Raw genomic sequence first — 15,300 nt, 5'->3', positions numbered from 1 at the left:
TTTTTATACCTTTGATTACGCATTTTTAATTATTTATGTCCAAATTAATCATTTTATATGATGAAAACTAATATTAAAACATTGAGTTATGAATTATTACTTAATTCAATAACATAGTGTTTCTAAGAACAATTGTATAAATGAATAACCCTAAGTCCTCTAAAGCTATAATAATATTTATTTGCTTTCTATCTAGTTTATTTGGATGGACTCAGTGCCCTACAGTAGATGATAATTCTCAATCTTTTTGTGATCTTGAATCTTTGTTTATTTCAGATTTACAAGCAAGTGATCAAGGAGCAGGTATTGGTTGGTTTGATTCATCAACTTCAACTACACCATTAGCAAATAACATTTCATTAATAGATGGACAAAGTTATTTTTTAGATAATGCATCTGGCGATTGCGGATCACGAATTGAAGTTACTGTAGAAATAATCGGACCACCAACTGGCTTAAGTTTTCAAGGTGTATGTGTTGAAGATCCTTCTGAAGCGACTATTGCTGATTTGGAAGCAATAGGTAATGATGTTAATTGGTATATAGACCCTTCTGGTGGTATTGCATTAGATGTAACTGAAATTATACTAGATAATACTATATATTATGCGGATCAATCAAATTCTGAAACTGGTTGCCGAACATCTCGTTTAGCAGTGCTTGTGAATATTGGATTAGTACCCCCACCCACCGGAAATAATATTCAAGAATTTTGTGCTACACCTGATAATATACCTACAGTAAGTGATTTAGTGGCAAGTGGTACAAATTTATGGTACCCGTCTTTTTCGTCTGCATCACCATTTGATGAAGACACACCTTTAGTCAATGGAGAAACTTACTATGCGACAGTGATAGACCTCCCATGTGAAAGCTCAAATCGCCTAGAGGTACTTGTTGAATTTTTAATTCAACCTAGTGCAGGCATGGACGCTACTTTAGATCTGTGTGCTGGTGATACTAATATTATTGATTTATTTAGTATTCTAGGCGGTACTCCTGAATCTGGTGGCACATGGACACCTTCTTTAAATAGTGGCACTGGAATCTTTGATCCTACAATTGATACAATTGGTGCTTACACGTACATTGTGACTAGTAATAATCCCATTTGCCCTGATGCTTCTGCTACGGTAACAATAGCTAATATTAACCCGCCAAATGCTGGTAGTAATGGTAATCTTAATATTTGTCAAGACGATACTAACATCGTAGATCTATTTAATATCCTTGGTGGTACTCCTGACACTGTAGGCACGTGGTCACCTGCTCTTAATAGTGGTACTGGAATATTTGATCCTACTGTTGATCCTATAGGAACTTATACTTATACTGTAAATGATCCTAATAATACATGCCCTGACGCTTCTGCTAATGTTACTATATCGTTATTACCACCTCCTGATGCTGGTACCGATGCCACAGTGGATTTATGCGTTGGTGATACTAATATAATTGATCTATTTAACAGTCTTGGTGGTACTCCTGAATCTGGTGGAACATGGTCACCAGCACTTAATAGTGGAACAGGAATCTTTGATCCTACTGTTGATCCTCTAGGAACTTATACCTATACTGTGACTGATAATACTAACTCATGTCCTGATAATTCTGCGACAGTAACTATAACTAATATTAATCCACCTAATGCAGGTAGCAATGGTACTCTCGGTATTTGTCAAGACGATACCAATATCGTAGATCTATTTAATAACCTTGGTGGTACTCCTGACACTGGAGGCACATGGTCACCTGCTCTTAATAGTGGTACTGGAATATTTGATCCTATTGTTGATCCTATAGGAACTTATACTTATACTGTAAATGATCCTAATAATACATGCCCTGACGCTTCTGCTAATGTTACTATATCGTTATTACCACCTCCTGATGCTGGTACCGATGCCACAGTGGATTTATGCGTTGGTGATACTAATATAATTGATCTATTTAATAGTCTTGGTGGCACTCCTGAATCTGGTGGCACATGGTCACCTGCTCTGAATAGTGGAACAGGAATCTTTGATCCTACTGTTGATCCTATAGGAACTTATACCTATACTGTGACTGATAATACTAACTCATGTCCTGATAATTCTGCGACAGTAACTATAACTAATGTTAATCCACCTAATGCAGGTAGCAATGGTGTGCTCAATATTTGTCAGGATGATACCAATACTGTGGATCTATTTAATAGCCTTGGTGGTACACCTGACACTGGAGGCACATGGTCACCTGCTCTGAATAGTGGTACTGGAGTATTTGATCCTACTATTGATCCAGCTGGAACTTACACCTATACCGTTAATGCAAATAATTGTGGACCTGAAGATGCTTCAGAAATTATATTAAGTTTTACAGACAATCCTGATCTATCTGGTTTAGAAATAGAAATACCTAATGTATGTGTTGGTCGTGATGTTTCAGTTTTATTATTTAATATTTCTTCTTTAGTTGACGACAGCTACACTATAACATTTGAAATAACTAGTTCTGGTAGTTCATTTTCCAATACGGTTACAGAATCTATTAGTAATGGTGAAATTACAATAATCATTCCTGCTAATCTTTTTACTGAGACTGGAGTGCATACATTTAGTATTATTTCATTTTTAAATGCTAATAGTCTATGTCCTGCTAATCTTGCAGGTATTAATTCTATTAACTTCGAAATATTTGAGAGCACTGAACCTCAAATTATTGCAGACGGCAACACATTTTGTATAGATGACACGCCTACTTTAAACGATTTAACAAATAATCTTATAGATACTACAGGTATCCAATGGTTTGACTCAGTAAATTCTAGTACCCCTTTACCGATTGACACTGATTTAGTAGATGGAGAAACGTATTATGCATCTCTAATCAATAGTAATGGATGTATTAGTGAAATTAGATTAGAAGTTACTGTTTCAATTGAAGATTGCAATGATGAACTTATTATACCTGATGGGTTCTCCCCAAATGGTGACTCAATTAACGATACGTTCCATATAGTTAATCTAGATACTTTATTTCCAAATTTTAAATTGACGATTTTTAATAGAAATGGCAATAAATTATATGAAGGAAACATTAATTCACCTGAATGGGATGGAACCTCAGTAAATAGATTTGGAAATAGCAAACTTCCAGTTGGAATATATTTCTATATTCTAGAATTCAAAGACGGTGTTAAAGACCCAAAACAAGGACGTGTGTATTTAAGTAGATAATGAAAAGTAAATTCAATATTATAATATCATTTATAATCTTTTTTAAGGTTATATTTTCCTTTGGTCAGCAAGATGCCCAATATACACAGTACATGTATAATATGAATGTTATTAATCCTGCATATGCTACAGATGATAATGACATTATTAACTTTGGACTCATATACAGATCTCAATGGGTGGGAGCTGTAGGATCGCCTACAACTGGATCATTTTTTGCTCATAGTAAATTTGGAAATATAGAGGGTGGTATTTCTATCGTACACGATCAAATTGGTGACGTTGTAAAAGACACAAATATATTTTTTGATGCGGCTTATGTATTTCCAGTTTCTGAGAACACTAAATTATCTCTAGGAATTAAGGCTGGTCTTTCATTCTATTCTACGGATTTTAATGGTTTTGTTTATTCAGACCCTTTACCAGATCCTGCGTTTGCAGAAAATATAAATCGTGTGTTTCCAAATTTTGGTGGTGGTGCTTATTATTTTTCCGATAAATTTTATTTAGGGATTTCTGCACCTAATCTTTTAAAATCAAAACACTTAGAAGAAGGCAGTGGAATTGTAATTGAAGGATCAGAAGAAACACATTTTTTTGCAACGGGTGGTTACGTTTTTGATATAAACGAAAAAATAAAACTAAAACCTGCTTTTATGACTAAGGCAGTTTCAGGAGCGCCTTTGAGTATAGATATTACAACTAATGCATTATATAATCAAAAATTTGAATTAGGTATTGGTTATCGAATTGATGATGGCATTAGCGGACTATTTAACATAAGAGTAGCTGAATCATTAAGAATTGGATATGCTTATGACTATACGGTTTCTAACTTAGGTAGATTTAATTCAGGAACACACGAAATCATGTTTTTATTCGATTTATCAAAAAAAGGAAATGGTTATGATAAGTCACCAAGATTCTTTTAAATTATTTGAAATGTATCATAAGATTTTATTTTTGTTTTTTATTGTTTCAACACAAATAATTACAAGCCAAAATTCTAAACTGAAAAAGGCCAATAAATTATTTATGCAACGCTCTTATGTAAAGGCTGCTGAGCTATATAAACAGTTACCTCAATCTAACGATATTAAAATTAAATTAGGTGATTGCTACTACTTTAATGGTTTAATGAAACAAGCTAGTAACTCATATTTAAAAGTAGCAAATACTAATGATACTCTATTTACAGATCAAATAAGATTTAAACTTGCTCAAAGCTTATATGGATCAAAGAATGCTAAGTTAGCTGATTCTATCATGGGGCTTTTAAAAAATGAGTCTTTAAATACCGAAAAATTTATTGAAATTTTAGAAGATGGTGTGCCATATATTTATGATGTCAAGAAAATTAAATCAGGAAGTATATCTGGTGATTTTGGGGTTGGCTTTTTTGGAGATTCAATTACATTTTCTTCAGTCAGAGCAGAAAGCAAGAATCTTTATTCATGGAATGGACAACCTTATTTAGATTTATATAAAGGACAAATTACTAAAGAAGGTGATTTAATAGGTGTTGAAATTTTACCAAAAACTATAAATACAAAACAACATGAAAGTAATGCCGTTTTTTCATCAGATGGAAAAACCATATATTTTTCAAGAACAAATGAAAAACGTTATGAAGTTGGTGATCAAAAAATAGCTACAGTACAATTGTATAAAGCCCAATTAAAGAATAACGAGTGGCAAGATGTAGAACTTTTACCATTCTCTAGCAATATATATTCTTCTCAACATCCAACGATAGACACTGCCAATAAAAGACTCTATTTTTCAAGTGATATGCCTGGTGGTTATGGCTCTTTTGATATCTATTATGTCGATATAGTAGAAGATACGTTTGGCGAACCTGTAAACTTAGGACCAGTAATTAATACCCCTTACAGAGATCAATTTCCTTATTTAAGCCCTTTAGATAGTACCTTATATTTTACTTCTGAAGGTCATCAAGGTTTAGGAGGATTAGATATATTTATGAGCGAAACATTAGATAAGGGCTGGTCCACTCCTCTAAATTTAGGTTCGAGTTTAAATACTGAGCTAGATGATTTTTCATTTATAGTTGATGCTAATACAAATAAAGGGTATCTTTCTTCTAATAGAGATGGAAGTGATAATATTTACTTATATAAAAGAGAGGAAAACGATAGAACTTTTATAGTTGAAGGGACAGTCAGAGATATTAACTCTGAAGAAATTTTACCAAACACTTTGGTAACTCTATTCGATGAATTACGCAAACCAATTGACTCAGTTAAGGTTGGTATAGATGGTCGTTACAAATTCCGCACAATACCCAATTCTAAATATTTTTTAGAAGGTTTTAAACCACTATATATTCCAAAAGAAGTTTCATTTGACACGGACGACTCTGGTCGTATTGAGTTAAATATTGAGTTAGAGATTGAATCTTATGATGATGCTGAGGATATTGTAGTAGAAAAAGAAGATGGTTACGTATATATAGAATTAGAAAACATATACTTTGATTTAGATAAATGGGATATTAAACCACAAGCTGAAAACACGCTAGACGTATTAATAAATTTGATGAAGAAATACCCAAGAATGGAAGTTGAACTTGGTGCACATACTGATACCAGGAGTGATGAAAATTACAATATAGTTTTATCAGAAAATCGAGCTAAAGCTGCGTATGAATATATTATATCAAATGGAATTAAAAATTCGAGATTACTAGCTATTGGTTATGGGGAAAGTCAATTATTAGTTAATTGTAATGATAATTGTACAGAAAGTGAACATGCGGTAAATAGAAGATGTGAATTTATAATTATAAAATAATAATATTAAAAAGTTGTTTTTTCGTAACATTATTAGACTTCCATTATAACTGATTTACTATGCATTTCATCGATTATCATTATAAAAATCATCATTTTATCGATATTTTAAGTATTTTATCGATATTTTAATCGTTATTAAATTTCAATTTATAAATTGAACCCAAGATTAACCCCAAATAATCTACTTATTATGGATATTAACTCAAACGTTTTCAGTAATGAAGAAATTACTGTAACCTACCAACCTCGCTGTTGTGCAAATGCTGGTATTTGTGCAAAACAACTTTCAGATGTATTTAGAAATTCTGTGATTCCCTGGATAGATTTAGAAGGAGCACAAACCGAAGCTATTATTAATCAAGTTAATAAATGCCCATCTGGTGCGTTACAATTCTATTATAATCAAAAAGATGTTGCGTAACTTAAAGCAATATTGAATGGCTTAAAAAAACCCTTTAGAAGTTATTCCGAAGGGTTTTTTATTCTATATTAATAAGTTCTAGAAATTTAACGAGTTTGAGGTTGCTCGTCAAAAAAATATCGAGCACAACTAATTCTATAAATTAAGCTTGACCAGTTGGTCCGAAATTCAACGGAATCGGTGGCTGTTCGTAATCCTTAATTTCACCATGAGCTTTTTCAAATCGTGTAACATTATCAGCCAATGCTTTTACCAAACGTTTAGCATGTTGAGGAGTTAGTATAATTCTAGATTTCACCTTACTCTTTGGTGTACCTGGCATAATACTTACAAAGTCTACTACAAATTCAGATACTGAATGGTTAATAATTGCTAAGTTAGAATATATACCTTCAGCAACTTTTTCATCTAACTCAATATTAATTTGTCCTTTTTTAGGATTATTTTTTTCGTCTGCCATCTTATCTTTTTTAAGCCTCCAAAAAAATGGAAGTCTAATTAATTATTATTAAAAATTATAAAAGCCTTCTCGTTATTAACTTGAAGGCTTTTATTTTTATTCTATATGCTTAAAAAGTTTGAATTAATTGAAATTCATTTCTTCTTTAGCTTTCATCATTTCATTAAACTCTTCTTTAGAACCTACAATGATGTGTTCGTATTCTCTCACCCCTGTACCTGCTGGAATTCTATGACCAACAATTACATTTTCTTTCAGCCCTTCAAGAGTATCTACCTTACCATTTACAGCTGCTTCGTTAAGAACTTTTGTTGTTTCTTGGAACGATGCTGCAGATATAAATGACTTAGTTTGTAATGACGCTCTAGTAATACCTTGTAATATTGGAGTTGCAGTCGCAGGACTTACATCTCTTGCTGTCACAAGATTCTTATCTTCTCTACGTAAGCTAGAGTTTTCATCTCTTAGTGTTCTAACTGATACAATCTGACCTGATTTTAAATTCTCAGAATCTCCAGCATCTTCAACAACCTTCATTCCGAACATCTTATCGTTTTCTTCAATGAAATCTGATTTGTGAACTAATTGGTTTTCTAAGAAAATCGTATCACCTGAATCAATGATTCTAACTTTTCTCATCATTTGTCTTACAACAACCTCGAAGTGCTTATCATTAATCTTTACACCTTGTAAACGATATACTTCCTGTACTTCATTTACTAAATATTGTTGTACTGCAGATGGACCTTTGATATTTAAAATATCATTAGGTGTAATAGAACCGTCAGATAAAGGCATACCAGCTTTTACATAATCATTCTCTTGTACAAGAATCTGATTAGATAATTTTACTAAGTATTTCTTAACCTCACCTAATTTAGATTCGATTATAATTTCACGGTTACCACGCTTAATTTTACCGAAAGAAACTACACCATCAATCTCACTTACAACAGCAGGATTAGAAGGGTTACGAGCTTCAAATAATTCCGTTACACGAGGAAGACCACCAGTAATATCGCCAGCTTTAGAAGATTTACGAGGTATCTTAACTAAAATCTTACCTATGTCAATTTTCTCACCATCATCAATCATTATATGAGCTCCAACAGGTAAGTTATAAGAACGTATTACTTCACCTTTACTATCTTCAATTAATAATGTTGGTATTAACTTCTTATTTCTAGATTCTGAAATTACTTTTTCTTGGTAACCAGTCTGTTCATCAATCTCTACTTGATAAGTAACACCTTGTTCAATATTTTCATACTTTACTTTACCAGCAAATTCTGAAATAATTACACCATTATATGGATCCCATTCACAAACTACATCTCCTTTTTTAAGTTTACTTCCATTTTTAACATATATGAAAGAACCATAAGGAATGTTATTTGTACTAAGAACAATACCTGTTTTGGTATCAACTAATTTTAATTCTGAAGTTCTAGAGATAACAACATCAACATCTTTACCTTCTTTATCCTTAGTCTTAACAGTTTTCAAATCTTCTATTTCAGCAACACCATCAAATTTCACTGATAGTTTGTTCTCTTCAGAAATGTTACCTGCAATACCACCTACGTGGAATGTTCTTAATGTTAATTGCGTACCTGGTTCTCCAATAGATTGTGCGGCAACTACACCTACAGCTTCACCACGTTGCACCATTTTACCTGTAGCAAGGTTACGACCGTAACATTTCACACAGATTCCTTTTTTGGCTTCACATGTTAATGGTGAACGTACCTCTATTGAATCAACCGGAGAATCACCAATTTTCTTAGCAATAACGTCATCTATATGACCACCAGCCTCAACTAATAGTTCTTCAGTTAATGGATTATAAACATCATTAAGCGATGTTCTACCCACAATTCTAGCTTCTAAGTTTTCTACAATCTCTTCGTTTTTCTTAAGTGCAGAAACTTCGATTCCTCTTAATGTTCCACAATCTTCTTGATAAACAATTACATCCTGTGAAACATCAACTAAACGACGTGTTAAGTAACCTGCATCGGCAGTCTTAAGCGCTGTATCTGCAAGACCTTTACGTGCACCGTGAGTAGAAATAAAGTATTCTAAAATTGATAGTCCTTCTTTAAAGTTAGAAAGAATTGGATTTTCAATAATTTCACCACCAGCTGCAGTAGATTTTTTAGGCTTAGCCATTAATCCACGCATACCTGTTAACTGACGAATCTGTTCTTTAGATCCACGAGCACCAGAATCTAACATCATAAATACTGAATTAAACCCTTGTTGATCTTCTCTAATACGCTTCATTGACAATTCTGTCAATTCAGCATTAGTAGATGTCCAAATATCAATAACTTGATTATAACGTTCGTTATTGGTAATAAGCCCCATATTATAGCTACCCATAATACCATCTACCTTAGTATTGGCGGCATCAATCATTCCTTGCTTCTCAGCAGGAATAATAATATCACCTAAACGAAATGATAATCCACCTTGAAATGCAAACTTGTAACCTTGTGTTTTAATTTCATCTAGGAACTCAGCTGTTTCAGGTACACTAGTCTTTTTAAGAATGCCATGAATAATATCTCTTAAAGATTTTTTAGTTAAAACCTCATTTATATAACCTGCTGCTGCTGGTACTTTTTCGTTGAAAAGTACACGACCAACAGTAGTTTCTATTATTTGCTTCGTAAGTTCACCTTCTTCATTAAAATCGATAGTTCTTACTTTAATACCAGCATTTAAGTCAACTTGCTTTTCATTATATGCAATTGTTACTTCTTCTGGAGAATAGAACGTTAATCCTTCACCTTTAATAGGCACTTCTTTAGTAGACTTTCTAAGCTTAGTCATATAATATAAACCAAGTACCATATCCTGAGAAGGTACAGTAACAGGAGAACCATTTGCTGGGTTCAATATATTATGTGATGCTAACATTAAAAGTTGTGCTTCTAAAATCGCCTCCGGTCCTAACGGTAAATGCACAGCCATCTGGTCACCATCGAAATCGGCATTAAATGCAGTACACACTAATGGGTGTAACTGAATCGCTTTACCTTCGATAAGCTTAGGTTGGAATGCTTGTATACCAAGTCTGTGTAATGTAGGAGCACGATTTAAAAGAACTGGATGTCCTTTTAAAACATTCTCTAAAATATCCCAAACTACAGGCTCTTTTCTATCTATAATTTTCTTTGCAGATTTTACAGTTTTTACAATACCTCTTTCAATCAGTTTTCTGATAATAAAAGGCTTGTAAAGTTCTGCTGCCATATTCTTTGGCAATCCACATTCGAATAATTTTAATTCTGGTCCAACAACAATTACAGAACGTGCAGAATAATCAACACGCTTACCAAGTAAGTTTTGACGGAAACGTCCTTGCTTACCTTTAAGTGAATCCGATAATGATTTTAATGGTCTATTAGAATCTGTTTTTACTGCTGACGATTTACGTGTGTTATCAAATAAAGAATCTACTGATTCTTGTAACATACGTTTCTCATTACGTAAAATCACTTCTGGTGCTTTAATCTCAACTAATCGCTTAAGACGGTTGTTTCGAATAATTACACGACGATATAAATCATTTAAATCTGAAGTTGCAAAACGACCACCATCTAAAGGCACTAAAGGTCTTAATTCTGGTGGAATTACAGGAACGGCCTTCATGATCATCCATTCTGGTCTGTTCTCTCTGTTTAAGTTAGAATCTCTAAAAGCTTCTACAACTTGTAAACGTTTTAAAGCTTCAGTTTTACGTTGTTTAGACGTTTCGTTATTTGCTTTGTGTCTTAAATCATATGATAACTGATCTAAGTCAATTCTTGCTAATAAATCAATAAGACACTCTGCACCCATCTTAGCGATGAATTTGTTTGGGTCTGTATCATCTAAATATTGATTCTCTTGAGGAATTGCATCTAAAATATTCAAATACTCTTCTTCAGTAAGGAAATCCATTTTTTGAATTGGTTCACCTTCTGCATTTACAGCTATACCTGGCTGGATAACTACGTAACGCTCATAATAGATTATCATATCTAATTTCTTAGACGGTAATCCAAGAAGGTAACCTATTTTATTTGGTAACGAACGGAAATACCAGATATGAGCTACAGGTACAACTAAGTTGATGTGTCCTACTCTATCTCTACGTACTTTCTTTTCTGTTACTTCAACACCACAACGGTCACATACAATACCTTTGTAACGTATTCTTTTATATTTACCACAAGCACATTCAAAATCCTTTACAGGACCAAAAATACGCTCACAGAACAAACCATCACGCTCTGGTTTGTGAGTTCGATAATTAATAGTTTCTGGCTTTAATACTTCACCACGAGATGCTGCTAAAACAGATTCAGGTGATGCTAAACCGATAGAAATCTTGTTAAATTTCTGAATTGTATTCTTATCTTGTCTTCTTGCCATGTTCTTTTTAGTATTCAGTCTCAGTCCCAATATTCAGTTAGCTTATTCCAAACTGAATACTGAAACGTCATACTATTTTTATTCTTCTAATCTAATATCTAATCCTAAACCTTTCAATTCGTGCATAAGTACGTTGAATGATTCTGGTAGTCCTGGTTCTGGCATTGGCTCACCCTTAACAATTGCTTCGTAAGTTTTCGCTCTACCAATAACATCATCTGATTTTACAGTTAAGATCTCACGTAAAGTACTCGATGCTCCATAAGCCTCAAGTGCCCAAACTTCCATCTCACCAAAACGCTGACCACCAAATTGTGCTTTACCACCTAAAGGCTGTTGCGTAATTAATGAGTACGGTCCAATAGAACGTGCGTGCATCTTATCATCAATCATGTGACCAAGTTTAATCATATAGATTACACCAACCGTAGCGGCCTGATCAAAACGATCACCTGTACCACCGTCATATAAATAGGTGTGACCAAATCTTGGAATACCAGCTTCATCTGTATATCCATTAATTTGATCTAATGTAGCACCATCGAAAATTGGTGTTGCATAAGTTCTTCCTAAATCTTGTCCAGCCCAACCTAAAACGGTTTCATAGATCTGACCAATATTCATACGAGAAGGTACACCAAGTGGATTTAATACAATATCAACTGGAGTTCCATCCTCTAAGAAAGGCATATCTTCTTGACGAACAATACGTGCAACAATACCTTTGTTTCCGTGACGACCTGCCATTTTATCACCAACTTTAAGTTTACGTTTCTTAGCGATGTAAACTTTAGCTAATTTGATAATACCTGCAGGTAATTCATCACCAACAGAGATTGTAAACTTCTCACGTCTTAATGAACCTTGTAGATCATTTTCTTTAATCTTATAGTTATGGATTAAATCTGCAACAAGTTCATTTGTATGATTATCAGTTGTCCATTTTCCTGAAGTTAAGTGCGTGTAGTCATCTACAGCATTTAACATCTTCAAAGTATACTTTTTACCTTTAGGAATAATTTCTTCCCCTAGATCGTTATATATACCTTGAGCAGTTTTGCCATTTACGATAGCAAAAAGCTTCTCAACAAGTACATTTTTAAGATCATCAAATCTATTATCGTAAGCATCTTCTAGCTTCTCAATATCTTCTTTGTCTTGTGCTCTTTTGCGTTTATCTTTTACTGCTCTTGCAAATAATTTCTTATCTATGACAACACCATTAAGAGATGGAGATGCTTTTAAAGATGCATCTTTTACATCACCTGCCTTATCACCAAAGATAGCTCTTAATAATTTCTCTTCTGGTGTAGGATCAGATTCTCCTTTAGGTGTAATTTTACCGATTAAGATATCACCTGGCTTAATTTCCGCACCAATACGAATCATACCATGCTCATCTAAATCTTTAGTAGCTTCTTCCGAAACATTAGGAATATCATTCGTTAACTCCTCGTTACCTAATTTAGTATCTCTAACTTCTAATGAATACTCATCAATATGAATAGATGTAAATACATCTTCTCTTACTACTTTTTCAGAAATTACAATCGCATCCTCAAAGTTATACCCTTTCCAAGGCATAAAGGCTACTTTCATATTTCTACCTAAAGCTAACTCACCATTTTGTGTTGCATAACCTTCACAAAGAACTTGTCCTTTTGCAACTTTATCACCTTTCTCAACGATTGGTTTTAAGTTAATTGATGTTCCTTGGTTTGTCTTTCTGAACTTAACTAATGGATACGTTTTAGTATCGCTGTCAAAGCTAACCATTGCAGCTTCTTCAGTACGCTCGTACTTAATAGTCACCTTTTCAGCATCGACATATTCAACAGTACCAGCTCCTTCTGCATTAATTAATACTCTTGAGTCTGATGCTACCTGACGTTCTAAACCAGTACCAACGATAGGTGCTTCAGGACGTAATAAAGGTACAGCCTGACGCATCATGTTAGATCCCATTAATGCACGATTGGCATCATCATGTTCCAAGAATGGAATTAACGAAGCAGAAATCGATGCAATTTGATTAGGCGCAACGTCTGTATAATTTACACTTGATGGCTCAATTACTGGGAAATCACCTTCTTGACGAGAAATAATTTTTTCAGGAAGTATTTTCCCTTTTTCATCAACCTCAATTGTTGCCTGTGCAATTAACATATCTTCTTCCTCTTCAGCACTTAGATATGTTGGCGTGTTTTTAATATCTACAACACCCTCTTCTACTTTTCTGTATGGCGTTTCAATGAATCCCATAGAATTCACTTTGGCGAAAACAGATAAAGACGATATTAAACCAATATTTGGTCCTTCTGGTGTTTCAATAGGACATAAACGTCCATAATGTGTATAGTGAACATCACGAACCTCGAAACCTGCTCTTTCTCTAGATAAACCTCCAGGTCCTAAAGCTGATAGACGACGCTTGTGTGTAATCTCTGCTAATGGATTTGTTTGATCCATAAACTGAGATAATTGGTTTGTACCAAAAAATGAATTAATTACCGAGGATAAAGTCTTAGCATTAATTAAATCTATTGGAGTAAACACCTCATTATCACGAACATTCATACGTTCGCGAATAGTACGTGCCATACGTGCTAAACCAACACCAAATTGAGATGATAACTGCTCACCTACTGTACGTACACGACGATTAGATAAGTGATCAATATCATCAATCTCTGCTTTAGAATTGATAAGCTCAATTAAATATTTTATAATAGTTATAATATCTAATTTGGTCAAAACTTGTTTGTCCATTCCGATATCTAACTGTAACTTTTTATTCATTCTATAACGACCTACTTCACCTAAAGAGTAACGTTGGTCAGAAAAGAATAACTTGTCAATAATACCACGTGCTGTCTCCTCATCTGGCGGCTCAGCATTACGTAATTGACGATAGATGTGCTCAACAGCTTCTTTTTCAGAGTTTGTTGGATCTTTCTGTAAAGTATTATGAATAATTGCGTAATCCCCTTGCTGTGCACTTTCTTTATGTAAAAGAATAGTTTTCACTTCAGCTTCAAGAATCTCTTCAATATTTTCTTTGTCTATGATTGTGTCACGATCTAATACAATTTCGTTACGCTCAATAGATACAACTTCACCTGTATCTTCATCAACGAAATCTTCGTGCCATGTATTAAGTACACGAGCAGCGAGTTTACGACCGATAACTTTCTTTAAACCAGACTTAGAAACTTTAACTTCTTCTGCAAGGTCAAAAATTTCTAAAATATCTTTATCACGCTCAAATCCGATAGCACGGAAAAGTGTCGTTACTGGTAATTTTTTCTTTCTATCAATGTATGCATACATTACACTATTAATGTCTGTAGCAAATTCAATCCAAGAGCCTTTAAAAGGAATTACTCTTGCTGAATATAATTTAGTTCCATTTGCATGGAAAGACTGGCTAAAGAATACACCAGGTGATCTATGCAACTGAGATACGACAACACGTTCTGCTCCATTAATACAAAATGTCCCACTAGGTGTCATGTAAGGTATTGTCCCTAAATATACATCTTGAACGATAGTTTCGAAATCCTCATGCTCCGGATCTGTACAATATAGTTTCAATCTTGCTTTTAAAGGCACACTATATGTTAATCCTCTTTCGATACATTCTTCTATAGAATATCTTGGTGGATCAATAAAGTAATCTAAGAATTCTAATACGAATTGATTACGTGTGTCTGTAATTGGAAAATTTTCCATGAAGGTATTGTACAAGCCTTCATTTCCTCTTTCTTCTGACTTTGTTTCTAACTGGAAAAAATCCTGGAAGGATTTAATTTGGATATCCAAAAAGTCTGGGTAATCTGTCCTATTTACAATAGAAGAGAAATTAATTCTTTCAGCCTTTTTTGCTAACATTGATGAACGAGATTTTTATTAAAAAATACTAATAAATGTATATAACGTTTATATACACAAAAGGGT

The 15,300-nt window shown here is 33.7% G+C and carries 7 protein-coding genes; 4 read left to right on the top strand and 3 right to left on the bottom strand.

The features are described 5' to 3' along the window. Positions 1-140 precede the first annotated feature (140 nt). From WPG_RS11955 to WPG_RS11940, 4 genes are all read left to right on the top strand, one after another. Complete coding sequence (locus WPG_RS11955) at positions 141-3,221, top strand: gliding motility-associated C-terminal domain-containing protein (RefSeq protein ID WP_045472918.1); 3,081 nt, start codon at positions 141-143, stop codon at positions 3,219-3,221. Next, complete coding sequence (locus WPG_RS11950) at positions 3,221-4,153, top strand: type IX secretion system membrane protein PorP/SprF (RefSeq protein WP_045472915.1); 933 nt, start codon at positions 3,221-3,223, stop codon at positions 4,151-4,153. The genes WPG_RS11955 and WPG_RS11950 overlap by 1 nt, the downstream gene beginning before the upstream one ends. 10 nt (positions 4,154-4,163) lie before the next feature. After that, positions 4,164-6,035 carry an OmpA family protein gene (locus WPG_RS11945; RefSeq protein WP_045475538.1) on the top strand — a complete coding sequence of 624 codons (1,872 nt, stop codon included), beginning with the start codon at positions 4,164-4,166 and terminating at the stop codon, positions 6,033-6,035. A 192-nt stretch (positions 6,036-6,227) separates the two neighbouring features. Next, positions 6,228-6,458: a (4Fe-4S)-binding protein gene (locus WPG_RS11940; protein WP_045472912.1), complete on the top strand. Its 231-nt coding sequence runs from the start codon at positions 6,228-6,230 to the stop codon at positions 6,456-6,458. A gap of 142 nt (positions 6,459-6,600) precedes the next feature. On the opposite strand, the gene WPG_RS11935 is transcribed toward WPG_RS11940, so the two are convergent. The 3 genes from WPG_RS11935 to rpoB all read right to left on the bottom strand — a co-directional run bounded on the left by WPG_RS11935 (position 6,601) and on the right by rpoB (position 15,234). Beyond that, positions 6,601-6,918 carry a DUF3467 domain-containing protein gene (locus WPG_RS11935; protein WP_045472908.1) on the bottom strand — a complete coding sequence of 106 codons (318 nt, stop codon included), beginning with the start codon at positions 6,916-6,918 and terminating at the stop codon, positions 6,601-6,603. A 123-nt stretch (positions 6,919-7,041) separates the two neighbouring features. Further along, the gene (gene rpoC / locus WPG_RS11930; protein ID WP_045472905.1) at positions 7,042-11,343 is read right to left on the bottom strand and encodes a DNA-directed RNA polymerase subunit beta'; all 4,302 of its coding nucleotides are present in this window, start codon (positions 11,341-11,343) and stop codon (positions 7,042-7,044) included. A gap of 78 nt (positions 11,344-11,421) precedes the next feature. Beyond that, positions 11,422-15,234 carry a DNA-directed RNA polymerase subunit beta gene (gene rpoB, locus WPG_RS11925; RefSeq protein ID WP_045472902.1) on the bottom strand — a complete coding sequence of 1,271 codons (3,813 nt, stop codon included), beginning with the start codon at positions 15,232-15,234 and terminating at the stop codon, positions 11,422-11,424. Positions 15,235-15,300 lie beyond the last annotated feature (66 nt).

Origin of the sequence: Winogradskyella sp. PG-2 (genome assembly GCF_000828715.1) — a bacterium.
Lineage (GTDB): Bacteria > Bacteroidota > Bacteroidia > Flavobacteriales > Flavobacteriaceae > Winogradskyella.
This window is presented reverse-complemented; position numbering and strand designations above follow the sequence as displayed.